At 62.2% G+C, this 24254-nt stretch carries 20 protein-coding genes; 8 read left to right on the forward strand and 12 right to left on the reverse strand.

Going from position 1 to position 24254, the window contains the following annotated elements:
- Positions 1-285: 285 nt before the first annotated feature.
- A complete protein-coding gene (hppD, locus tag ACIPZ8_RS03630; RefSeq protein WP_079227918.1) occupies positions 286-1362 on the forward strand; it encodes a 4-hydroxyphenylpyruvate dioxygenase in 1077 nt (358 codons plus the stop codon).
- Positions 1363-1378: 16 nt separating this feature from the next.
- Here hppD and ACIPZ8_RS03635 read toward each other — a convergent pair whose 3' ends face one another.
- Positions 1379-2185: a CSS-motif domain-containing protein gene (locus tag ACIPZ8_RS03635; protein WP_400719682.1), complete on the reverse strand. Its 807-nt coding sequence runs from the start codon at positions 2183-2185 to the stop codon at positions 1379-1381.
- 130 nt (positions 2186-2315) lie between these two features.
- Entirely contained in the window at positions 2316-3002 is a 687-nt protein-coding gene (locus ACIPZ8_RS03640; RefSeq protein ID WP_400719684.1) for a type 1 glutamine amidotransferase domain-containing protein, read from the reverse strand.
- A 317-nt stretch (positions 3003-3319) separates the two neighbouring features.
- Between ACIPZ8_RS03640 and ACIPZ8_RS03645 the strand changes: the two genes are divergently transcribed.
- Positions 3320-5308 carry a response regulator gene (locus ACIPZ8_RS03645; RefSeq protein WP_400719686.1) on the forward strand — a complete coding sequence of 663 codons (1989 nt, stop codon included), beginning with the start codon at positions 3320-3322 and terminating at the stop codon, positions 5306-5308.
- Positions 5309-5314: 6 nt separating this feature from the next.
- On the opposite strand, the gene ACIPZ8_RS03650 is transcribed toward ACIPZ8_RS03645, so the two are convergent.
- The 5 genes from ACIPZ8_RS03650 to mexE form a co-directional block, all read right to left on the reverse strand.
- Positions 5315-6919: a response regulator gene (locus tag ACIPZ8_RS03650; protein WP_400719688.1), complete on the reverse strand. Its 1605-nt coding sequence runs from the start codon at positions 6917-6919 to the stop codon at positions 5315-5317.
- A gap of 100 nt (positions 6920-7019) precedes the next feature.
- On the reverse strand, positions 7020-8075 hold the full coding sequence (locus tag ACIPZ8_RS03655; protein ID WP_400719690.1) for a tetratricopeptide repeat protein: 1056 nt from the start codon (positions 8073-8075) through the stop codon (positions 7020-7022).
- A gap of 167 nt (positions 8076-8242) precedes the next feature.
- A complete protein-coding gene (locus ACIPZ8_RS03660) occupies positions 8243-9661 on the reverse strand; it encodes an efflux transporter outer membrane subunit (protein WP_400719692.1) in 1419 nt (472 codons plus the stop codon).
- Positions 9658-12837, reverse strand: coding sequence for an efflux RND transporter permease subunit (locus tag ACIPZ8_RS03665; protein WP_400719694.1), 3180 nt, complete (start codon positions 12835-12837; stop codon positions 9658-9660). The genes ACIPZ8_RS03660 and ACIPZ8_RS03665 overlap by 4 nt, the downstream gene beginning before the upstream one ends.
- Before the next feature lie 12 nt (positions 12838-12849).
- On the reverse strand, positions 12850-14091 hold the full coding sequence (gene mexE, locus ACIPZ8_RS03670; RefSeq protein WP_400719696.1) for a multidrug efflux RND transporter periplasmic adaptor subunit MexE: 1242 nt from the start codon (positions 14089-14091) through the stop codon (positions 12850-12852).
- A 353-nt stretch (positions 14092-14444) separates the two neighbouring features.
- On the opposite strand from mexE, the gene ACIPZ8_RS03675 reads away from it, so the two are divergent.
- Positions 14445-15578: an MFS transporter gene (locus tag ACIPZ8_RS03675; protein WP_400719752.1), complete on the forward strand. Its 1134-nt coding sequence runs from the start codon at positions 14445-14447 to the stop codon at positions 15576-15578.
- 3 nt (positions 15579-15581) lie between these two features.
- On the opposite strand, the gene ACIPZ8_RS03680 is transcribed toward ACIPZ8_RS03675, so the two are convergent.
- Positions 15582-16061, reverse strand: a complete 480-nt coding sequence (locus tag ACIPZ8_RS03680; RefSeq protein WP_400719698.1) for a GNAT family N-acetyltransferase — start codon at positions 16059-16061, stop codon at positions 15582-15584.
- A gap of 122 nt (positions 16062-16183) precedes the next feature.
- Between ACIPZ8_RS03680 and ACIPZ8_RS03685 the strand changes: the two genes are divergently transcribed.
- The 5 genes from ACIPZ8_RS03685 (at position 16184) to ACIPZ8_RS03705 (ending at position 20227) form a co-directional block, all read left to right on the forward strand.
- Entirely contained in the window at positions 16184-16813 is a 630-nt protein-coding gene (locus tag ACIPZ8_RS03685; RefSeq protein ID WP_103447112.1) for a LysE family translocator, read from the forward strand.
- 21 nt (positions 16814-16834) lie between these two features.
- Positions 16835-17707, forward strand: a complete 873-nt coding sequence (locus ACIPZ8_RS03690; protein WP_400719700.1) for an alpha/beta fold hydrolase — start codon at positions 16835-16837, stop codon at positions 17705-17707.
- Between the two features lie 101 nt (positions 17708-17808).
- Positions 17809-18696 (forward strand): pirin family protein, encoded by an 888-nt coding sequence (locus tag ACIPZ8_RS03695; protein ID WP_400719702.1) that lies wholly within the window; start codon positions 17809-17811, stop codon positions 18694-18696.
- A 141-nt stretch (positions 18697-18837) separates the two neighbouring features.
- Positions 18838-19749: a DNA-3-methyladenine glycosylase family protein gene (locus ACIPZ8_RS03700; RefSeq protein WP_400719704.1), complete on the forward strand. Its 912-nt coding sequence runs from the start codon at positions 18838-18840 to the stop codon at positions 19747-19749.
- A gap of 217 nt (positions 19750-19966) precedes the next feature.
- Positions 19967-20227, forward strand: a complete 261-nt coding sequence (locus tag ACIPZ8_RS03705; protein ID WP_294338464.1) for a DUF1652 domain-containing protein — start codon at positions 19967-19969, stop codon at positions 20225-20227.
- A gap of 18 nt (positions 20228-20245) precedes the next feature.
- On the opposite strand, the gene ACIPZ8_RS03710 is transcribed toward ACIPZ8_RS03705, so the two are convergent.
- From ACIPZ8_RS03710 to ACIPZ8_RS03725, 4 genes are all read right to left on the reverse strand, one after another.
- The gene (locus tag ACIPZ8_RS03710; RefSeq protein ID WP_400719706.1) at positions 20246-20860 is read right to left on the reverse strand and encodes a Yip1 family protein; all 615 of its coding nucleotides are present in this window, start codon (positions 20858-20860) and stop codon (positions 20246-20248) included.
- Positions 20861-20948: 88 nt separating this feature from the next.
- Positions 20949-21236: a hypothetical protein gene (locus tag ACIPZ8_RS03715; RefSeq protein WP_103447117.1), complete on the reverse strand. Its 288-nt coding sequence runs from the start codon at positions 21234-21236 to the stop codon at positions 20949-20951.
- Between the two features lie 190 nt (positions 21237-21426).
- A complete protein-coding gene (locus ACIPZ8_RS03720; protein ID WP_400719708.1) occupies positions 21427-22320 on the reverse strand; it encodes a hypothetical protein in 894 nt (297 codons plus the stop codon).
- 3 nt (positions 22321-22323) lie between these two features.
- Positions 22324-24254, reverse strand: a 1931-nt coding sequence (locus ACIPZ8_RS03725; protein ID WP_400719710.1) for a T6SS effector BTH_I2691 family protein, incomplete at its 5' end; no start/stop codon positions are given.

Consider the following 24254-nt stretch of genomic DNA (forward strand, 5'->3'; position numbering starts at 1 on the left):
GATGACTGACGTGCTGAGGATAGCCGTTTGTCGGTGCCGGTGGCGAACTAATGCGCGACAAAGCCATTTACGCAATGTAGAATCGATTTACGAATACAACAATAAGGTCCTTCGTTACCGAGGGATCAACCCCCGCCGAGAATGGGTCCATATGACATACCATGGGTTCAAACTGATCATTGGTGACTTCCTCGCCCGAAGCGTGCGCGGTATCCCGTGCTCTCCACCATTGCCGTTCCACATCCTACGCATTCATTAATTTTCGCTGCAGATGAGGGTACGAACATGGCTGACATCTTTGACAATCCAATGGGCCTGATGGGCTTCGAATTCATCGAACTGGCTTCGCCGACCCCAGGCGTGCTGGAACCGGTATTCCAGATACTCGGTTTCACCAAGGTGGCCACCCACCGTTCCAAGGACGTGCACCTGTATCGCCAGGGTGGCATCAACCTGATTCTCAACAACGAACCGAAGAGCATCGCCTCCTACTTCGCGGCCGAGCATGGCCCGTCGGTGTGCGGCATGGCGTTCCGCGTGCGCAATGCCCATGAAGCCTATGCCCGGGCCCTGGAGCTGGGTGCCCAACCGGTCGAGATCGAAACCGGCCCGATGGAATTGCGCCTGCCGGCCATCAAAGGCATCGGTGGGGCACCGCTCTACCTGATCGACCGATTCGAAGAAGGCAGCTCGATCTACGATATCGACTTCAATTTCATCGAAGGCGTCGACCGTAACCCGCAAGGGGCAGGTCTGAAGATCATCGATCACCTGACCCACAACGTCTATCGCGGGCGCATGGCTTACTGGGCCGGTTTCTACGAGAAGCTGTTCAACTTCCGCGAGATTCGCTATTTCGATATCAAGGGCGAATACACCGGCCTGACGTCCAAGGCCATGACCGCACCTGACGGCATGATCCGCATTCCGCTCAATGAGGAGTCGTCCAAGGGCGCCGGGCAGATCGAAGAGTTCCTGATGCAGTTCAACGGCGAGGGCATCCAGCATGTGGCCTTCCTTACCGATGACCTGCTCAAGACCTGGGATGCACTCAAGGGCTTTGGCATGCGTTTCATGACCGCACCGCCGCAGACCTATTACGAAATGCTCGAAGAACGCCTGCCTGGGCATGGCGAGCCGGTCGACCAGTTGCAGGCCCGCGGCATCCTGCTGGATGGCGCTTCCGAGCCGGGCGACAAGCGCCTGCTGCTGCAGATTTTCTCGGAAACGCTGCTCGGCCCGGTATTCTTCGAGTTCATCCAGCGCAAAGGGGATGACGGCTTCGGTGAAGGCAACTTCAAGGCGCTGTTCGAGTCCATCGAGCGCGATCAGGTCCGCCGTGGCGTGCTCAATGCCGAGTGAGTGAAGCCTACCGCCGTCAGTGATTGCTGACGGCGGTGCGACCACGGTTGTTGCGTCGTCTGAACAAGCCCCAATAGCTGATTGCGCCTGTAATGATCCCGATCAGTGCCAGGGGAGGGAACAGTTGTTTCATCGCCCCGCGCGTCTGCAGAACCGAGTAGCCTGCTTTATAGCCCGCCTTGACGGTATAGCCATATTTGTCAGAGACACCTTCCTGATAGAACTCTGCTTGCGATGGACGTGTCGGGTCGCGACTGTCGCCGTTCGCCCAGATATATAAATCTCCGAACTCGAGCAATAAGGTCAGCCCTGTCTGAAAAGCCCTCAGCTCGTTGCGCAGCAACATGCCGTAGGACGTGGTGATTACCCCCAGGTTCTTGTCTCGGAGCTGATAGGCCAGTAGCACCTCATTGGGTGCTGCAGGCGGGTCCAGTACCAGACGAAACTGCGATTGTGCATCAGGGAACATGTAATCGGGTGCGACAGAGGTGTTCAGGCTATTGCAATAGCTGCGGCTGTCAACAGTGAGTGCCAGCGAGCGCAGATGCGGAGCTTGGACGACTTGATCGAGCAATTGCGCCTGGACACTTTCGCAGGCAGTCCCTGCCAACACTAATGCAGTGGAAGCTGATGCGCGTATCCGATCCAGTGCCAAGTCCACGGAATAGATGGCTTCTTTCACCGAGATCCGAGCGGTTTCTTCAAACTTTTTGTCCTGTTGATAAAACATGATCATCAGCCCGCTAGCGACAGGCAACAAACTGATGATCAATGCCAGCAATATTTCTACCAGGCTGTGCCCTGCATTTCTGATTCTTGACATGTATGTTCAGCCCCCAGTTCTAAGCGGCCCGAGATGGGCCGCCCACTGAAGAGCCTATGAATCAGTCACTGCTCCTGCTGTAATCCCAAACCATGATTGCTTTGTGAATTACGCTGCTGTGGTGTAGGACTCAGTTCGCGTTGAGTGCAGCAACCAGCTTGTCGGCCAGCGCTCCAGTCGAGGCGGGGTTTTGCCCGGTGATGACTCGGCCATCCTGGATGACGAATGGTTTCCAAGGGTCCTCGTCCTTGCTGTAGATACCGCCCCGGGCAACCAGTTCGTTTTCAGTGAGAAAGGGTACGACCTTGTCCAGTTCTGCCAGTTTTTCTTCGGTGTTGGAAAAACCGGTGATCTGCCGGTCCTTGAGCAGCAGGCTGTTGTCGCTGAGCTTGATGTTCAACAGCCCGACTACGCCGTGACAGACGGCGGCGACGATGCCGTTGCTTTCATAGATCTTGCGTGCCAGTTCCTGCAACGGCTGGTTGTCCGGGAAATCGAACATCACCCCATGGCCGCCGGTGTAGTAGATGGCGCAGTAATCAGCGGCCCTGACCTTGCCCGGGCTTGACGATGTTCCCAGGCGGTTCATGAACGACTTGTCGTCGTACCATTGCCAGTCCAGCTCCGGGGCCATTTGCAGGCTATGCGGGTCAATCGGTACATAGCCGCCATTGGGGCTGACGAAATCGACTGCATACCCGGCTTTCTGCACGACGTCGACAAAATGCACCGCTTCACCCAGCCACAAGCCGGTGGCCCGCTTCAGGGTCGGGTATTTGGCCGTGTTGGTCAGTACCACCAGAATCTTCTTGCTCATCACCCAAGCTCCCTGGTCTGTCGTTGAAGGGCAACGCGTTCCTTGGCGCGGGAAAACCTATTGAGCATAGCTCCCGTTCGCCAAGGCGCCATTTCGCTAATGGCTCTATGCTATTGCTCAATGCCTGTGCGGTGCGACGAATGTGATGCGATTAACGTGCAGCTATTGCAGTGGCAAATCGTCGGGCAGATGATGCGCAAACGGAATCTTTACCCAAGAGCAATGGTGGAATCACGACAGTGTTTGTAAACGACACGCCGCGCAAACCGTCAACGCAGTGCATGGAACTCGCCATTCGGTTGCCAACGGCGGAGGGCATGGCTGAGCAGGTCGCGCGGTTCGACTGGCGATATGGCACGCTCGGGGCGCTGCCGCACTGGCAGGCACCCTTGCGCATCGCCGTCGACATGATGCTGCTTTCGCCGTTTCCCAGCGCGGTGGTCTGGGGCGCCCAGATGACCGTGATTCACAATGATGCATACCTGGACTTGCTCGAGAGTGACGGCCACGTCTTGGGGCAAGCGTTCGACAGACTGTGGGCAAAAGCCTGGAAGGGCATTGGCCCCTGGGTGTTCAAGGCGCTCGAAGGGGAGTCGAACTTTGTCGAAGACCAGCCGCTATGGCTACCGAGCAAGCGAACCGGCACCCCAGTCTGCTACGCCTTCAGCTATACGCCGTTGCGTGATGAGCAGCATGAGGTGGTGGGGTTCCTGCACACGGTGATCGAAACCAGCGCCAGCGTCGATGCGCGTGATGAATGGCGCGAGCAGGCGTTGGCGTTCGAGCGGCAGATCGAGCGCATGATGGCCGATCGTGATCACATCTGGCAGCTTTCCGGCGATGCCATGATCGTTGTTACCCGCGACCTGCGGCTGCAGTCGGCCAACCCGGCCTGGCTACGCGCCCTGGGCTTGCTCGAAGACCAGGTACGCGACATGCCGGTTCTGGAGCTGGTTCACCCCGGCGACAGGGCTGAGGTGGAAGTTGCGGTGATGGGCTTCGTTCGCGACAGCGGGGTTGAGCAGCTCGAGACGCGCATGCGCCATAAGGACGGGCACTATCGCTGGTTCCGCTGGACGGCGAGTTTCGACGGTACATTGCTGACTGCCGTGGGGCGTGACATCACGCAGGACCGTGAAGATGTCTTGCGCCAATCTGACACCCTGTTGCGCGCAACCCAGCGACTGGAGGCAGTCGGCCACCTGGCAGGTGGCATGGCCCACGAGATGAACAACCTGCTGTCGGGTATCGGCGGCAGCCTGGAACTCATGCAGCGGCGCATGGAGCAGGGGCGCCTGGAGCATATCGATCGCTATGTGACGCTGGCCAGCGATTCGGTGCAACGCGCCATGACGCTGACTCATCGACTGCTGGCATTCTCCCGCCATCAGCCACTTTCCCCCAAGCCAATCGACATCAATCGCCAGCTGGCTGCCATGGCGCCGCTGCTGTGCAAGGTGCTGGGGGCTGAAATGCTGGTGAACTGGGAGCTTGATGTAAGACCCTGGACCATCTGCGTGGATGTCGCGCAGCTGGAGAATGCTCTGGTGAACCTGTTGGCCAACTCGCGTGAGGCGTGCCTCGGGCGAGGCGAGGTGACACTGCGCACGATCAACAAGCGCCTGGTGGCGCCATTCCCCGACGAGCAAGGCGTACCTCCCGGTGACTATGTCGCCTTGTATGTCACGGACGATGGCCACGGTATGCCTGAGGCGGATCTGGCGCGGGCGTTCGAACCATTCTTCACCACCAAGCCCATGGGCAACGGTTCCGGGTTAGGGCTGGCGATGGTCTATGGCTTCGTCGGCCAGTCGGGTGGCCACATCTGGCTCGAGCCAGCGCCTGATCACGGTCTCAGGGTTTGTATGTTGTACCCGCGTTGCTTTGAGCATATAGCGCAGGAACCCGCGCAATCGGTATCTGCTGTAACACGGGCCAGTGGCCAACGTGTGCTGCTGGTCGACGACGAGGAAAACCTGCGTTCGGTGATGAAGGAGTACCTTCAGGAGCGTGGCTTTGACGTGTGCGATGCACGGGATGCGAACTCGGCGCTCGATCGCTTCCGCCACCATGGCCCTTTCGACCTGGTGATTACCGACATCGGCCTGCCAGGTGGTTTCAGTGGCCGGCAGGTCGCCAGGGCGATGCGCATGGTCGTGCCGCAGCAGAAGATTCTGTTCATTACCGGGTTCAACGACCAACCGTTGGACCCGCAGCTGTCCGAGGCGCCAGGCACGGCGTTGATGCTCAAGCCTTTCGCATTGGCCAGTCTGATGAACCAGGCCCTGCTGATGCTGAGCGATTGAACGGGCTCAGGCATTACCCAGCATGTTGGCAACCTGTGCCTGCAACTGCTTGAGCTCGAATGGCTTGCAGATCAGTTGCATGCCTGGCGCGAGAAACCCTTCCCGCGCCATCGCCGTCTCGGCGTAGCCGGTGATGAACAGCACCGGAAGGTGCGGGCGGAGCGTGCGGGCGATCTCGGCCAGTTGCCGGCCATTCATGCCCGGCAGGCCAACGTCGCTGAGCAGCAGGTCGATCACCTGCGCTGAACGCAGCAACTGCAGGGCTTCGCTGGCGTTGCTGGCACTGCGGCAGCGATAACCCTCGTCTTGCAACGACTGGCAAAGCAGGTCGCGAACATGGGGGTCATCCTCGACGACCAGCACATTCGGGCTTTTACCGGCAGGCGATGGGTGCGGTTCGGCTGCCGAGGGGGGGTGCGGATCAAGGTGGCGCGGCAGATAAAGGTCCACCTGTGTGCCGTGGCCGATCTCGCTGAACAGCGCTACATGGCCGTGGGACTGCTTGCTGAAGCCGTAGACCATCGACAGGCCAAGGCCAATGCCCTGGCCTACGGGCTTGGTACTGAAGAAGGGCTCGAAGGCATGTTCCAAGGTGGTCTTCGACATGCCCTGGCCATCATCGATGATGCGCAGGCAGGCATACTCACCCCTCTCCAGCCCACCACCTGAGAACCGCTGCGTGTCAATCTTCTGGTTGCGGGCTTCGATGCGCAACATGCCCCCGTTGGGCATGGCCTCGCAGGCATTGACCAGCAGGTTGTTCACCGCCTCTTGCAATTGCTCGTCGTCTGCCTGCACCGCCCAGAGGTCTGCGGGCAGGTCAAGGTGCAGGCTGATGCCTTCGCCCAGGATGGCTTCAAGGCGTTGCGGTTGCAGAAGCGCAATCAGGTCGATGCGCTGACTGTGCAACGATTGCCTGGATGAAAACGCCAGCAGGCGATGGGTAAGCACCGCAGCACGTGTCACGGCTTCCTGGCCCCTGCGCAGAATGCCTTCAAGGCCGTCACTGCGCCCGTGCTTCAGGCGCCGGTCGATCAGCTCGAAGCTGCCGCCTATGCTGGTCAGCAGGTTGTTGAAGTCATGCGCCACACCGCCGGCCAGTTGGCCGATCGCTTCCATCTTGCGGGTCTGCTGCAGGGCCTGGTCGATGACAGGTTGATCCTCGCTGCGCGCATCCAGGCGCTGTTGCAGGTCGCGCATATGGTCGCGCGCCAGGTATTGACGGCGCCGGTTGCGCAACGCTGTCTGGGCCAGGTGCAGCAAGCTGCCATCTTCGAAAGGTATGGCCAGCAGGGTCAGGTTGCCCAAGGCCAGATTGGCGGTAGAAGGGTTGGCCGCAGGCGTGTGCGTCAATAGCAGGATTGGCAGGTCCGACCAGGCCGGCTGTTGATCGATGTAGCCCTTCAACAGGTCGGCTGCTTCGACGTCCAGGGCCTGCTCGGCGATGATTGCCAGGGCTGCACCTTCGACCAGGCAGGCCTGCAGCCTGGCGACATCCTGCGCGCGCAAACAATCGACACCGGCAGCCGCCAACAACTTCGAAGCATTGCCGGCAAGCGGGTCGGGGGCCAGGATCAGTGCACGTTCGTCCATCGACAACGAGCTGGCCAAAGCGATTCTCCTGAAACGGTCGACAAGGTCTGTGTCCTTGCCACCTGAAAGGGTCCGATATCCTCTGGACCACGGACATTCGCCCAGGGTTCAACGCAATCTAAAGCCCCTGTTGCAGGAAAGGATCGTCTGGGTTCTGCCGCTCCAGTTCTGCCAGCAGCACCTGAACGTTCTGCAACTGGCCGGTTTCTTTCCAGTACTGGATCAGCAATACCCGTGCCCGGCGGTTGGCTGGCTGGCGGCTGAGCAGGGACTCCAGTTGCTTCTGCGCGGCATCGGACTGATCCAGCTCGTGCAGAGTCACTGCCAGCGTGTAGCGGTAGTCGGCATTCTCCGGTTCCAGCTCCACCGCCCGCGACAAGGCCAGCAGGGCGTATTCGCGCTGATCATGGCGGATCAGCCACAGTCCCAGCTCGTATTGCAGGAACGCCGAGTCCGGGCGCAGCGCCAGGGCCTTGGCCAGTACCTGGCGGGATTGATCGTGATGGCCCTGGCGCTCCAGAAGACGCACCTGGGTGGCCAGGGCGTCGAGGCCATCCGGAGCTACCGCGAGGCTGCGCTGCAGGGCTGCGGCCGCCTGGTCGTAGTCATTTTCGTGCAAGTACAGGCGCGCCAGGTGCACCTGGGCCTCGGCGTCGTCGGGTTGTTTTTCAAGGGCCTGCTGGTATTGCTCCAGGGCGGTCTGCAACGGGCCGAAATACAGGCCGATGGCGTCGGGGTCGAGGCCGAGCAAGGCATCTACGGCGGCGAAGCGCACGCTCTGCTCGTCGTCATCCAGCAGCGGCCCCAGCACCAGGCTGCGCTGGGAGGGTGGCAGCAGCTTGCGGATGCTGGCGATGGCTGCGCGGCGCACCAGCGGATCATCGTTTTCCAGGTCCAGGCGGGCCAGCTTCAGTGCCTGCGGCGAAGGGTAGTTGGGCAATTCGGCGTACAGTGCGGCGCGACGGATCGGCGTCAGGTCATCACGCTGCAGTTGTTGGTACAGCACCCGGGCGGCACCCGGCAAACCGTCATGTGCCTGGCGCAGCGCCTTGCCGTAGCTGTGGGGTGGCAGCACCGGTGGCGCGGGCTTGTCGTCCCGGCGCAGGAAAACGATGGCGATCGACACCAGGATCAGCAGCAGTACGGCGATCAGGTAGCGGTGGCGTCTGGGCATCGGGCGCTGCGGTCCATGGCGGTAGGAAGGCAGAGCTTGGGGCAGAATGCCCTGGGCTGCAAGCCGCAGGGTCGCCAAGGGGCCATAAAAAAGCCCCGCAGGCCAGGGCCAGCGGGGCAAACGGTTGGGGGAGGAACCAACCAAAGGAGTCGTTGATACAGGGTGGATCAGCGTGCGCTGGCAACGGTCTCCGGCTGCCAGCCGCCGCCGAGGGCCTTGTAGATCGAGACAATGCCGCGGTACAGGTCGACCTCGCCCTGGGCCTGGGCGTCTTCGGCACTCAGGCGTTCGCGTTCGGCATCGAGCAGCACCAGGTAATCCACCGTACCCTCGCGGTAACGCACCGAAGCCAGGTCGGCCGCCTTGCGGCTGGCCTCGCTCTGGCGCATCAGCGACAACAGCCGCTGCTGGGTCTTGTCGTAGTCGCTGAAGGCGTTGGCGGACTCTTCCAGGGCCAGCAGCACCTGCTGTTCATAGTTGGCCAGGGCGCCTTCGGCGTCAGCCTTGGCGCCGCGCAGGCGAGCCCGCACGCTGCCCAGGTCGAAAGCCGCCCAGGTGATGCTTGGCCCCAGCGCCCAGGCATTGGCGGCGGAAGAACCGATCTGCGAGCCACGGGCGGCGGTAAAGCCGAGGAAGCCGCTCAGGCTCACCCGCGGGAACAGGTCGGCGGTGGCCACGCCGACATTGGCGGTGGCGGCGGCCAGCTGACGCTCGGCGCTGCGGATATCCGGGCGGCGGCGCAGCAACTCGCCCGGGTCGCCCACCGGCAAGGCCTTGGCGATGGCCGGCAAGGCCTTGGGCGACAGGTCGACGCTCAGCGCGTCCGGGCGCTGGCCGAGCAAGGTGGCGATGCGGTGCCGCGCCCGGGCCTGTTCGGCCTGCAGTTGCGGCACGGTGGCCTCGACACCCGCCAGGCGGGCATCGGCACGCACCACGTCGAGCTCGTTGCCGACTCCGGCATCGCGCAGGGTTACGGTGATGTTGCGTGACTCCTGCTGGGTCTTGAGGTTGGCCACGGCGATCTTCTCGCGCAGTTGCGCCCCGCGCAGCTGGCCATAAGCGTCAACCAGTTCGGCGATCAGGCTGACCTGCAATTGTTGCAGGTCGGCCTGGGCCGTCGCTTCCTGGGCCTCGCTGGCCTCGATCTGGCGCTGGATACGGCCGAACAGGTCAAGCTCCCAGGCCATGTCCAGGCCCAGGTCATAGCGCTCCTGGTTGACCCGCTGGGTGGTCTGGCCGGGAACCTGGCCTTTGCCGATCTCGCTGCTGGCGCGGCTGGTGACCACTGGCAACTGGTCGTTGGCGACGTCATCGTGGATCGCCCGGGCAGCCTTGAGCCGGGCGAAGGCCACGCGCAGGTCGCGGTTGCCGTCCAGCGATGCCTGCACCAGCTGGTTCAGCACCGGGTCGTCGAACTGCTTCCACCACACGCTTTCAAAGCGGCTGCGGTCGAAGGCCTTGGCCTGCACATCAGCGCTGTCGAAATGCGCGGGTTCGGTGTCCGGGGTCTTGTAGTCCGGGCCGACCGCGCAGGCTGCCAGGGCCAGCGCCAGAAGGCTTGGGGTCAGTGGTTTGAGCAGGTTCATGCGTGGTTCTCCAGCACGGCTGCGTGCTCGGCCTTGCGGGCCTGGCGACGCTCGACGAAGCGGCGGATCAGGAAGAAGAACACCGGGGTCAGGAACAGGCCGAACACGGTCACGCCGATCATCCCGGAGAACACCGCCACACCCATGGCATGGCGCATTTCCGAGCCGGCACCGGAGCTGAACACCAGCGGCACCACGCCCATGATGAAGGCGATCGAGGTCATCAGGATCGGCCGCAGACGCAGGCGGCAGGCTTCCAGTACCGCAGCCAGCGGGTCGAGGCCCTTGGCTTGTTCATCCTTGGCGAACTCGACGATCAGGATCGCGTTCTTGCACGCCAGGCCCACCAGTACGATCAGGCCGATCTGGGTGAAGATGTTGTTGTCGCCACCCGACACGATCACCCCGGTGATGGCCGACAGCAGGGTCATCGGCACGATCAGGATCACCGCCAGCGGCAGGCTCCAGCTCTCGTACTGGGCGGCCAGTACCAGGAATGCCAGCAGCACGCACAGCGGGAACACGAACAGCGCGGTGTTGCCCGAGAGGATCTGCTGATAGGTCAGGTCGGTCCACTCGAAGGTCATGCCATTGGGCAGCTCTTGCTTGAGCAGCTTCTCGATCGCCGCCTCGGCCTGCCCGGAGCTGTAGCCCGGGGCTGCTGCGCCGTTGATCTCGGCGGTGATGAAGCCGTTGTAGTGCATCACCCGGTCAGGCCCGGAGGTGTCGCTGACCTTGAGGAAGGTTGCCAGCGGGATCATTTCGCCCAGGTTGTTGCGCACCTTCAGCTGGCCGATCTGCTCGGCATCGAGGCGGAACTGCTGCTCGGCCTGGACATTGACCTGGTAGGTGCGGCCAAAGCGGTTGAAGTCGTTGGTGTACAGCGAGCCCAGGTAGACCTGCAGGGTGTCGAAGATGTCGGTGATCGCCACGCCGTGGGTCTTGGCCTTTTCCCGGTCGATGGCGGCATCGACCTGCGGCACGTTGACCTGGTAGCTGGTGAACAGGCCCGCCAGTTCCGGCACGTTGTGGCTCTTGGCGATGATGTTCTGGGTTTCCTTGTACAGCGCTTCGTAGCCCAGGTTGCCGCGGTCTTCGATCTGCAGGCGGAAGCCGCCGATGGTGCCAAGGCCTTGCACGGGCGGTGGCGGGAAGATCGCGATGTAGGCGTCCTGTATGTCGGCGAACTTGGCGTTCAGCGCGGCGGCAATCGCCGCGGCCGACTGGCTCGGGTCCTTGCGCTCGTCGAACGGCTTGAGCGGGGTGAACACGATGCCGCTGTTGGGGCTGTTGGTGAAACCGTTGATCGACAGGCCCGGGAAGGCCACCGAATCGGCCACGCCTGGCTGCTCCAGGGCGATTTCGCTCATGCGCTTGATCACCGCTTCGGTGCGGTCGAGGCTGGCCGCGTCAGGCAGCTGGGCGAAGGCCACCAGGTACTGCTTGTCCTGGGCCGGCACGAAGCCGGTCGGCGTGGACGAGAAGCCCAGGTAGGTCAGGCCCATCAGCCCGGCATAGATGAACAGGGCGATACCGCTGGAGCGGATGACCCGGCGCACGCCGCCGACGTAGCTGTGGCTGGCACGGTCGAAGAAGCGGTTGAACGGGGCGAACAGCCAGCTGCCCAGCAGGCGTTCGAGGAACCGCGAGAAGCGGTCTTTCGGCGCGTGGTGGTCTCTGAGCAGCACGGCAGCCAGTGCTGGCGACAGGGTCAGCGAGTTGAACGCCGAGATCACCGTGGAAATGGCGATGGTCAGGGCGAACTGCTTGTAGAACTGCCCGGTGAGGCCGGAAATGAACGCAGCAGGTACGAACACCGCGCACAGCACCAGCGCCGTGGCGATGATCGGCCCGGTCACTTCTCCCATGGCTTTTTGCGTGGCTTCGAGCGGTTTGAGCCCAAGCCCGATGTTACGCTCGACGTTCTCCACCACCACGATGGCGTCGTCCACCACGATACCGATGGCCAACACCAGGCCGAACAACGACAAGGCATTGAGCGAGAAGCCGAACAGGTGCATCACCGCGAAGGTGCCGATCAGCGACACGGGTACGGCCATCAGCGGGATGATCGAGGCGCGCCAGGTCTGCAGGAACAGGATCACCACCAGCACGACCAGCACCAAGGCTTCGAACAGGGTGTGTACCACGGCTTCGATGGAGCCACGGACAAACACGGTCGGGTCATAGACGATGCTGTAGTCCATGCCTTCCGGGAAGTCCTTCTTCAGTTCGGCCATCTTCGCCCGCACTTCATCGGAGATCTCGATGGCGTTGGAGCCTGGGCGCTGGAAGATCGGGATGGCCACTGCCGGCTGGTTGTTCAGCAGCGAACGCAAGGCGTACTGGCTGGAACCAAGCTCGACCCGGGCGATGTCTTTCAGGCGCGTGATCTCGCCATCGGCACCTGCGCGGATGATGATGTTCTCGAACTCTTCCTCGTTGACCAGGCGGCCCTGGGTGTTGATCGACAGCTGGAAACTGGTCGAGCCGGGGGCGGGCGGGGCGCCCAGCTGGCCGGCGGCGACCTGGCGGTTCTGCTCGCGGATCGCGGCGACCACGTCGCTGGCGGTCAGGTTGCGCGACGCGGTCTTGTTCGGGTCGAGCCACACGCGCAGCGAGTAGTCGCCCATGCCGAACAGCTGCACGTCGCCGACGCCGCCCAGGCGCGCCAGCTCATCCTTGATGTTGAGGATGGCGTAGTTGGACAGGTAGAGCATGTCGTAGCGGTTGTCCGGCGAGGTCAGGTGCACGACCATGGTCAGGTCGGGCGAGGCCTTGTCGACGGTGATACCGATCCGGGTCACTTCCTCTGGCAGCTTGGGCTGGGTGCGGGTGACGCGGTTCTGCACCTGCACCTGGGCGTTGTCCAGGTCGGTGCCCAGGGCGAAGGTGATGGTCAGGGTCAGCTTGCCGTCGGCGGTGGACTGCGAGGACATGTACAGCATGTTCTCGACACCGGTGATGGCCTGCTCCAGCGGCGCGGCGACGGTTTCGCCGATCACCTTGGGGTTGGCACCGGGGAAGTTGGCGCGCACCACCACGGTGGGCGGTACCACTTCGGGGTATTCGCTGATCGGCAGCTGGAACAGCGAGATCGAGCCCGCGATCAGCAGCACCAGCGACAGCACCGCGGCGAAGATCGGCCGGGTAATGAAGAATTTCGAGAAGTTCATCGGTGTGGTCCCTTAACCGCGTGGCGCCTGGGCGCTGGCGACTTTTTCGGTGGAGCCCGCTACTTTCTGCGCCGGGTTGCTGGCTTCGAGGGCCTGGCGCTGTTGGGCGAGGGCGGCGAGGGTCTGTTCACTGGCCATCGGGGTTTCTTCCGGGGTCACCGGCGAACCTGGGCGCACGCGCTGCAGGCCCTTGACCACGATGCGATCGTCCTTGGCCAGGCCGCTGCGCACGATGCGCAGGCCTTCGAGCTTCGGCCCCAGTTCCACGGCGCGGTAGGCCGCCTTGTTGTCCTTGTCCATGACCAGCACGAACTTCTTGCCAAGGTCGGTGCCGACCGCTTCGTCGTTGATCAGCACGGCGTCGTACTGGGCACTGCCGACCAGCTTCAGGCGCGCATACAGGCCTGGCGTGAACTGGCCGTCGCGGTTGTCGAACACGGCACGGCCACGGATGGTGCCGGTGCGCGGGTTGACCTGGTTGTCGACGAAGTTCATCTGGCCCAGGTGCGGGTTGCCGGTTTCGTTGGTCAGGCCCAGGTACACCGGGGTGCTCTGGCCGCGCTGGCCTTCGCGCGCCAGCTGGGTGTACTTGAGGTACACGCGCTCGTCGGCGTCGAAGTAGGCGTAGACCTTGTCGGTGGACACCACGCTGGTCAGCGGGGTGACATCGGCGGTGACGATGTTGCCGGCGGTGAATTCGGCGCGGCTGACGCGGCCGCTGATCGGCGCGGTGACGCGGGTGAAGCTGAGGTTCAGGCGGGCCAGGTCGAGCTGGGCCTGGATCGCATCGACCCCGGCGCGGGCTTCGGCAGCGGCGCTGCTGCGCGACTCGGCGAGTTCGGCGGAAATGGCGTTGCTGTCACGCAGGCGCTCGCCACGGCGGGCTTCGTTGGCGCTGCGGATGGCGGTGGCCTTGGCCTGTTGCAGCTGGGCTTCGAGGCGGCGGACTTCAGCCTGGAACGGGCGCGGGTCGATCTGGAACAGCAGGTCGCCTTTCTTCACCTGGGCACCTTCAATGAAGGCTACCAGGTCGATCTGACCGGAGACCCGTGGGCGCACTTCGACGGTTTCCGGCGCTTCCAGGCGGCCGGTGAACTCGTCCCACTCGTTGATCGGCTGTTCGATGACCTTGGCGACGCTGACCTTGGGCGCGGCGGGAGCCTGCACGGCGTCAGGGGTGCGGCCACAAGCGCTGAGCACCACCACTGCCAGGGCAGCGAGGGGAAAGCGCAAGGGTTTGAGTGAGTGATCCATGGAGAACTCCGCCAATGTATTAGTAGTGGGCGGAGTGTGAGTGTCTTGCGCGTGGCGCACGAATCGAACGGAGCGAAAGCTATTATCACGCGCAATGATATGTCCGCCTGCATCATCGATGGCGGGCATGTGACGGAGCTGGCGGGTAGGCACTCTAAAAGTTGTGCCGGCCTCTTCGCGGGGCAAGCCCGCTCCTACAAGTACTGCACAGGTCCTGAATGCTGTGGAGACCCTGTAGGAGCGGGCTTGCCCCGCAAGAAGCCGGCACAGCCCCCCGCACAGCGATTGAAATAGGCCCCATCTTGCACACCTACCACCGCCTGCCCGGCCCCCTCGGCATCGTCCTCCTCGGCGTGCTGCAAATCCTGGTCTGGGGCGGCTCGTTCTTCCTCATGGCAGTGATGGCCAACCCGATCAGCCGCGACACCGGCTGGCCCAGCCAATGGGTATATGGCGCGCTGTCCCTGAGCCTCATGGTTTCGGCGCTATTGGCCCCATTGTCCAGCCGGCTGGTCGCCCGCTACGGCGGCCGCCCGCAAATGGCCGCCAGCGGCGCGGTGGTGGCGGTGGGGCTGCTGATCATGGCGGCCAGCCACAACCTCGGCCTGTTCCTGCTGGCCTGGGCGGTGATCGGTATTGGCATGGCCATGGGTTTGTATGAAGCACTGTTCGCCACCCTCGGCGGGTTGTACGGCGAAGGCGCGGGCAAGGCCATCACCGGCATCACCCTGATCGCCGGCTTCGCCTCGACCCTGTCCTGGCCGACCGTGGCCCTGGCCATCGAACACGTTGGCTGGCGGGCGACGTGCGTGTGCTATGCGCTGGTGCTGATCGTGGTAGTGGCGCCGCTGTATTGGCGGGTGCTGCCGGCGGGCGGTCGAGTCGAAGTGCCGGCCAAGGCGCAGGCACAAGGCGAAGCGGTCGGCGTGGACCGGCCGCTGTACCTGCTGCTGACCAGCATGTTCGCCATCGGCGCGATCATCATGACCACCATCGCCGTACAGCTGGTGGCCGTGCTGCAGGGGTTGGGGCATTCGCTGCCGGTGGCCATCGGCCTGGCGGCGATGCTCGGGCCCAGCCAGGTGGCGTCGCGGGTGCTGCAAATTCTGGCGGGCAAGCGCCACCCGATCTGGACCGCCCTGGCCTGGGTCAGCCTGGTACTGATCGGGTTGCTGATGGTGACCTTCGTACCGGCAGCCACGGCGGTGGGTTTGCTGGTGTTCGGCTGCGGCAATGGCCTGCGGGCGATCGTGCGTGGGCTGCTGCCGCTGGCGATGATGCCGCCGGCGCAATATGTTCTGCTGATGGGGCGCATGTCGCGGCCGTCGCTGATCGGGCAGGCACTCACGCCGGTGGTGGGGGGCTTGGTGTTCGAGCACTTTGGTTCGATGGGGGTATTGCTGACCCTGTGCCTGCTGGCGCTGACCAACGTACTGCTGGTCGCCGTGGTGATGTGCCGGGTGCGCGCCACGCCCGGGGTAGTTTGAGTTTCAGCCCTTGGCAAACGCCAACAGCTTGTCCCCATCGAGCCGGTAGCGCACCCACTCATCCTGCGGCTCGGCACCCAGCGACTGGTAGAAGCCGATCGCTGGCTCGTTCCAGTCCAGCACACTCCACTCGAAGCGCCCGCAACCTTTGGCCACGGCTTCGCGCGCGATGTGCCGCAGCACATCCCGACCTGCGCCCCCACCACGCTGCTCAGGGGTGATGTACAGGTCTTCCAGGTAGATGCCGTTGCGGCCCTGCCAGGTGGAATAGCTGAAGAAATACACGGCAAAGCCGATGGCCTTGCCGTCGCGCTCGCACATCAGGCTGTGCACGGTGCTGCCTTCATCGAACAGGCTGCGCTCGATATCGGCAAGGGTGGCGACCACTTCGTGACGGGCGCGCTCGTACTCGGCCAGTTCGGTGATGTAGGCAAGAATCTGCGCGGCATCGGCGCGAACGGCAGGGCGGATGGTCAGGCTCATGCTGGGGCTTCCTTGTTCTAGTGAAGGGTACAGTGATGTGTATCTGCATAATTTAATGCAACTGTACCGGTCGCAGGGCAGGGCGACTCCGTTAGTGTGACAGCACCTGCAACGATTCTGGAATGCCTGCCATGCTTGCTTCTGCCGACCTGCTGACCGCCTTCGTGCTGTTTGCCTTCGTCTCCTCGATCACACCGGGGCCCAACAACACCATGCTGCTGGCCTCGGGCGTGAACTTCGGCGTGCGCCGCTCGATCCCGCATGCCATGGGCATCAGCGTCGGCTTCATGGTCATGGTGCTGGCGGTGGGCCTGGGCCTGGGCGAGGTGTTCAAGGCCTGGCCGGCGCTGTACACCGTGTTGCGTTATACCGGTGCGGCCTACTTGCTGTACCTGGCCTGGAAGATCGCCACCTCAGGGCCGCTCGGCGGCGACTCGCCGAGCGCGCGCAAGCCGCTGGGGTTCTGGGGCGCTGCGGCATTCCAGTGGGTCAACCCCAAGGCCTGGGTGATGGCGGTGGGGGCGATCACCACCTACACGCCGGCCCAGGGGTATGTCATGAATGTGGTGGTGATTGCTGCGCTGTTCGCCCTGGTCAACCTGCCCAGCGTCGGCGTCTGGGTGATGTTTGGCAGCGCCTTGCGCAACCTGCTGCAGAACCCGCGCTGGCTGATGCTGTTCAATGTCTTGATGGCCTTGCTGCTGGTGATTTCACTCTACCCGCTGCTGTTTGTAGAATCGGCGTTTTCATGAACCCATGAGTACAGCAAGCCGATGCAGTTGATTCCCTGGTCCTTTGACAGCTCCGAAGGCTTCACCTTGCGTGGCTGGCGCTCGCCAGCCAGCGGCAAGCCGTTGCTGCATTTCCTGCACGGCAATGGCTTTTGCTGCCTGGCCTATCAGCCGTTGCTGCTGAGCCTGAGTGAACATTTCGATCTGTGGCTCTGCGATGTGCAGGGCCATGGTGACAGCGACCATGGCGGTGAATTCCGTGGCTGGAACCGAACCGCTGCGCTGGCGGTGGAGGCCTTCGAGGCCGGCCGTGGGGAATATGGCGAGGTTCCCAGGTATGCCGTGGGGCACAGCTTCGGTGGCGTGCTGACCGGGTTGATGCTGGCCAGCCAGCCGGGCTTGTTCGCCCGTGCCGTGTTGCTCGATCCGGTGCTGTTCAGCCGGCGCATGATCGGCGTGATGGGCGCTGCGGCGCTGGTCGGCCTGCACCGTCGGCATGCCTTGGCGCGCAAGGCTGCCAGCCGGCGCAGCCATTGGCCGGACCGCGAGGCGGCGCGGGCATCGCTGCACGGGCGCGGCATCTTCAAAGGCTGGAGCGACGCGGCGCTGCAGGCGTATGTCGAGCACGCGATCGGTGACTGTGGCGAAGGCGTGGTACTCAAGTGTCGGCCCAGCCGCGAGGTGGAGATTTTCAGCTCGTTCCCGTCGCGCATGTGGGCGCAGCTGGCTGCCATCCAGGTACCCACCCTGGCGCTCTATGGCGAGCACACCTATCCCTTCGTGCCACACTCGGTGCAGCGCCTGGCCAGCCTCAACCCGGCGGTAAACGCCGTTCAGGTCCCCGGTGGGCACTGCTTCATGCAGGAAGATCCGGCGATGGCCGCGCAGAAGGTGCTCGACTACCTGCAAGCGTGAAAGGCTGTTCCATTTATGGAACGATCAGTGCCATTTCAGCCGGCTACCAGCTTATTGGGCTCGTTGGTAAGGTTAACCCAGCCTTAGAGAGGAGACTTCTCATGAAAAAGATCCTGGGTATCCACCGCAGCCCTCATGCCCATTGGGTGGGTGATGGTTTCCCGGTGCGCAGCCTGTTCACCTACGACAACCTGGCCAGCAAGATCAGCCCGTTCCTGCTGCTGGACTATGCCGGCCCCTACGACTTCACCTCGACCACCGACCGTCGCGGTGTCGGCCAGCACCCGCACCGCGGGTTCGAGACCGTGACCATCGTCTATCAAGGCGAGCTGGAGCACCGCGACTCCACGGGTGCCGGCGGCCTGATCGGCCCGGGTGACGTGCAATGGATGACGGCTGCCAACGGCATCATCCACGAAGAGTTCCATTCCCCGGCGTTCGCCCGTAATGGCGGGACCCTGGAGATGGTGCAGCTGTGGGTCAACCTGCCGGGGCGTGACAAGCGAGCGGCTGCCGGTTACCAGACGCTGCTGTCGACGGATATCCCCGTGGTGCAACTGGAAGGCGACGCCGGTAGCCTGCGGGTGATCGCCGGTGCCTATCAAGGGCATGCGGGCCCTGCGCGGACCTTTACCCCGATGGAGGTATGGGACCTGCGCCTGAAGGCGGGTGCCAGCCTGCAGTTGCCGATCGCCGACGGCCACAATGCTGCACTGGTGGTGTTGCGCGGTACCGTGCGGGTCAACGGCGAGGGTGAAGCCGGCCCGGCCAGCCTGGTGCTGTTGGAGCGCGGTGGCGCGGATGTCGCCATCGAGGTGCTCGAGGGCGCCAGCGTGTTGCTGCTCAGCGGTGAACCGATCGACGAACCTATCGTCGGTTATGGCCCGTTCGTGATGAACAGCCAGGCGGAGATTGCCGAGTCGTTCGATGATTTCCACGCCGGGCGCTTTGGGCAGATGGCGGGCGAGGGTGCTGCCCTGGATCATTGACTGCCTGTACCGGCCTCTTCGCGGGTAATCCCGCTCCCACAGAATACTGCACAGGCTCTGAAATCTGTGCGGTCCCTGTGGGAGCGGGTTTACCCGCGAAGAGGCCGGTACAAACCCTGCAAATCTTGGCATGATGCTGCGATGCCTCTGTCCCGACTGCACGCCGTCCACCGCTCACTCAGTGCCACCGGCCAGCACACTTTGTGGCTGCGCTACCCCACGCCCTACCATTGGCCTTCGACCCAGGCCTTCCTGGCCGCCCGCTGCATCCCCGGCATCGAGACCTTCAGCGCTGGCACCTATCGCCGCAGTTTCCCCGTTGCAGACAAACACGGCGTACTCGAAGCCCGGCCCGCCAGCGGCAATCGCTTGTTTGTCCAGCTCAGTGGCGTGCCTGCCTCAGCTGTCCCCAGCCTGATCGCCCGCATTCGCCGCTTCTTCGACCTCGACGCCAACCCCACGCGCATCGCCGCCGAGCTGTGCCGCGATCCCTTGATGGCCAGGCTGCTCGCCGCCCGCCCGGGCTTGCGCGTCCCTCAGGGCTGGGACGCCTGCGAGCAAGCCATGCGCACGGTGCTCGGCCAGCAGATCAGCGTGGCGGGTGCTATGACCCTGGCCGGGCGCCTGGTGGCGCGTCATGGCCAGCCACTGCGTCTACCGGCCGCCGGCCTGACCCATGTCTTTCCGACGCCGCACGTGCTCGCCAACGCCGACCTGGAAAACCTGGGCATGCCCCGGGCACGCGCTGCCACCCTGGGTACGTTGGCGCGGGCACTGCTGGCAGAACCAGAACTGCTGCAAAAGGGCCAGGCCCTGGAGCCTCTGTTGGCCAACCTCTGCCGGCTGAAAGGCATCGGCCCCTGGAGCGCCCTCTATCTGGCGCTGCGCCAGGCAGGCGCCGCAGATGCGTTGCCGCTGGGCGATGTAGCGCTGGTCAAAGCCTTGCGCCTGCTGGAAGGTCCCGACGCCCAACTGGCCGAACGCGCCCAGGCCTGGCGCCCCTGGCGCGCTTATGCTGCGCAGCATCTATGGGCGTCCCTGGGCGACAAATAGTCCGTTCAGCGACCGCCTGTCGTGAAGTGCCAGCATTCGATCAAACAGGCGAGGCCGATCATCGTTCTTCCACTAAGGTGCTAAATGATTCTTCCGCACGATCATTGCCCCGGCGCATGGACGCCCCGCTTGGGCATGCGCAATATCAATTGGCGCCCTGCCTGCCAAAGGCGTACTCACACACAACAGGCCATCCAAGTACAAAGAGGGTCGTACCATGTCGTTGATAGGAGTTTCGATGCTGGAAATGCGGCAGATCATCGAGCAGGCCTGCCTGCCCGACCGCTGCGAGGTCAGCTGCCCGGACGGCACCACCCTGACCATCCGCCTGGGTCAAGGGCAAAGCCTGGAGGAGGGCGTGACCCTCTCCGGGGTCTCACTGCAAAGCTTGAACAGCTGTCGCGACCTGGTGAACCTGGTCGGCCAGCTGCATGCGCTGCGAGATACCCACCCGGCGGCGCTCAGGGCCATTGCCTGAGCACCTGAAGTGCACCGGTCAGCCGAGGCTGGCCGGGCGCACGTATTCTGGCATCAGGCCGTTGGTCCAGAACAGGATCATCGACACCAGGATGGTCACCAGCAACAGCAACCCCACCCCCCACACGCAGCTGGCAAACAGCATGGCCTGCTCCTTGCGCAGGCGCAGGAAGGTCTGCAAGCCGCCGTACAGCAACATCGTGGCGTAGGCTGAAGCGGCGACCAGTGCCAGCAGTGCCAACCAGCGGATCGGCACCAGACCGAACACGCCGGCGAAGAACCACGGCGTGGCGCAATAGGCAGCAAAGCCGATGCATTGATTGAGCGTCGGTTGAGCATCGAAGCCGCGCGACATCCAGCGGATCATCACCCCCATCAACATCACCCCGACCACCGTGGTGGCATACAGTAGCCCGGCCAGTTGCGCGGCGCTGGCCATGCTCAGGCGCACGCGGTCTTCAGTGGCCAGGCTCCAGCCGAAAGTGGTGGTGCCGACGAACAGGCACAGGGCAGGGATCAGCGCCAGCACCAACAGGCGCGGCAGGTATTGTTGCGGGTGGTCTTCCTCGGCGCGACGGATGTCTATCCAGGCGTCGGCGGGGTGGGTGAAGAGCTTGAGCAACGGGCTGTTCATGGCGTTCTCCAGAAGGCAGGGCCTTGTAGTTATGGAGATCCGCCGTTTGCGCCAGGTTCAGCCGGGTGCGTCGCCGTTGATCGACTTGTTACTGCAGCTCCAGCAACAGATTCAGGCCGCCATCGCCGCATTTGCCCTGGTCACGGACCACCCCACGGTAGCTGCGCCCATCCCAGACGAACGCCACGCTGTGGGCGCGCTCGACCTTGTCCGGCAGTGGCGGACAGATATGCAGGCGCAGGGCGGGGCGGCCCTGGAGGTTGAGGGCGGCGAGCTGGCATTGGCATTCCACGCTCAGGGCTACCGGGCCGAACAGGGTGTCGCGGACGTAGTCGAGCTGCAGGCTGGCGTTGGGCGCGCGGCCGGGCATCTTCATGGCCGCTGGGCTCCTGGGCGTTGGCACAGCAGGAAAGGCTGGGTGGGCATGGGCGGCAGGCTCCTGGCAAAAGGATGGCACGTATCATCTTTTGGAAGCTTACTGGAGGCAGATGTTCAACTTGTTTCAGGGGATTTGTGGGGTGTGCCGACGAAGGGCCGCATGGCGGCCCTCTACATTGCAGCTCGGTCTATTTGCGTTTGCGTCTGGTGGATTGAGTCGGAGCCTCTTCAAACGCCTCGGGTGGTGCAGGTGCTGCCCGCACATTGAAGAGGCGACATATCACGTACCAACATATGGCTACGGAAAGGTTGTAGGGAAACAGCACGGCCCAGAACGGCAATTGCCAGTTCTTCTTGCCCTGCATTTCACCGGGTTCGCCAGTGCGCCATGGGGCGTAGTGGCGCCAGGCTTCTGCTGGGGTAAGACAGATGGCGTGTAGGGGCCTGTGCCACCAGTTGGGCTCACCGGGCGGAGGAAGCTTGTCAGGACCGTGATCCATGAAATGGCGGAGGTATTCCCAGACTTCTTCGACATACTTTATGTCGGACGCGGTGGGTTCATTGCTGTCGATCCAGAGGCAGTCCTCTTGGTGAAGACTGTGGTCTTCCCTGCGAGGAGCAAATGCTAGGGCGTAGCTGGAGCTGAAAGAGGAACCACCGAACTCGGTACGTTTGAAAACACCACCTCCGGTAATATCCCAGTCGAAATCAATGAGTGTTTTTCTACGCTGGTAATAAACTCTTCTTGTTAACCTGTTTAGGTGGAAATCCGATAGATTTTTAATGAGGTGGATTCTGTAAGCTAAAAAAGGAGTAAAGATCAAAGGTGAGATTAAATACTGAATCATTGAGTGTGGTCTTGATGTTAGCGTGTGGCGGTATACGTCATCCATTATTCCTGGGTATAGGTATGCTGCTGAGAACAAGGTTATGGCTGTGTACAGTTTTCCCATGAAAACGGAGTCGATTATCCACGGGTTTCGCAATACCAAATGAACGCTGCTTATACTGATTGCTTGGCCGTTGATTTTAGGTGAGGTTTTTGAGCGGGGGCGCGAGGGGAATAACCATGTCGTCGTCATTGGCTATTTCTCGATTGTGAACTGAGCAGTGGAATGTGCCTCATCATCTAGTCCATGTGCTGGGTGATAGATGACTGTCAGCGTGGCATCTGCATGAGCGCGAATTGCGTTTCTGAAGTTTAGTACAAGCCCACTGCTGGTTAGGTAGCATTCAGGGTTTGTCGGAAAAATGCTCACATTCTGCTTGTTGTTTACGCTGCTCAACGTTGCGCTCCATTCGCTTTGCGATAATATGAATGCTGGCAGTAAAATCGTAAACTCCACAGTTGGCGATCTGTCAGTGCCAGTACTGTGAACGGCCATATACCAATCGGCTGGCGTTAATACGGCATGTCCCTTCCAGCGGCTACTGAGCCCCTGAAGTCCAAGTCTTTTTGTTTCTTTGGACGAAAGTAAAAGTGGCAGATAGTAGGCTGCATGCCAATTCTTTATCTCTTCCTTGATGTCGGTGTAATGAGGGAGCTTCTTTTCAAAGTTCAGAGTGATGCCTGGCCGTATTTCGCCGTCGTTTAGGCGATTGCCGAAAACACTTCTTGAGGCCCACAACTCTATCGGTCTATGCAGGCGCTCATTTGCCATGGCATGTAAATACAGACCGCCCACTATGATGGCTGTTCCAAGCAATACAATTGCCGCTGCAGCCCATCCGGCAAATGGAATTACTGTTGTGGCCCCTGCGATAGCAAGACTGCCCTCCAAAACCAACGCAGAGCCCATGGCGACAGAGCTGCCTCCATAAAACGTAAGGTCTGAAGCAGTTAGATCGCCATTAGTACTCTGTCGCCTGGACTTTTGTAAGTCCGAAAAGAATCCTAGAACAATTGCAGGATATCCCGAGATCCTCGTAAACAAATTGCTGCCTATGAATTTGGTAAGGCCATTACCGAACGCCAGGCCCGGCGTCGTCGGGGCGTACTGCAATATAAGTGCTTTTTGTGTGGCTCTTACACCCACCAGCGTTGCTGCTGTGGCACCGATCACCCCAAAAATTGACGCGGCGAAGCCTAAGGCATATTCCGGCGCATCGCTCTTCTGCAGGCTGTTATACGCCGCTTTCAGCGCAAACACGTTGAACCACAGCATTGTCACATTCAGACCCGTCCCCCCGGTAGATGTGAGCAGCCCGAGTGGCGTTGGCTTTACCGTTGATGTTTTGGTCATCTCCAGTGTCACTGTCCTGCTGCCCTTGATGCGCAACTGCTTCATTTCCTCTACTTGCGCCATCCCGCTTTTCAGATATTTATCTACTTCCTGGCTAAAGGGATTCTCGAGGATCAGCTTGTCGGTAATGTTGTATCGCACCGCCAGCAGCCCCAGTGCCTTCTCGGCATTGGCCTCGCGCGCTGCGGCCTGCACTTGCTGGCGCAGGCTGTTGCTAGCGTCCCACCGCGTTTTCCCGCTCATGCGCTTGAGCACCACGGTGCTGACCGATTGAGCCGTGAGGTCAGTGATACCGGCATAAGCCGGAAATCGGCCGACGAGACCTTCGATGATGTTGTCACTGGCACCGAACAAGGTGCCGATCGAGTCGGCCTTGTCGCGGAACGGGTTAAAGGGCGCCAACGCTTCGTACAGCGGGCTGTCGTGCTGGTCCAGCCAGCGCTCCAGGCGCTGCAACCGCAGGTCCTGGTCTTCGGTGCCGGGCACGGGCTGGCCCATCGGGTGAATCAGCAGTGCCAGAGACATTTCCAGTCCGCGAGCGGAGCTGAGTTCGTCCCGGTCATAGCAGGCCAGAGCGGCCGCCAGGCTGTATGGGTCATCGAGATGGCCGGCTTCGGCGGTGGCCAGCCAAGCGTCGTGATCGTTGCTGGCTTGCAGGGCCAGTTCGCGCATCTGGCTGATGCGGTACTCCAGTTCGTCGCGTTCTTCCAGAAACTTAAGGTACTTGGCGGTATCGATGCGCTGCCCCAGTCGATGGCCTTGCTCGGAATAGT

The sequence above is a fragment of the Pseudomonas sp. NPDC089422 genome (assembly GCF_044749405.1).
Classification (GTDB): Bacteria; Pseudomonadota; Gammaproteobacteria; order Pseudomonadales; family Pseudomonadaceae; genus Aquipseudomonas.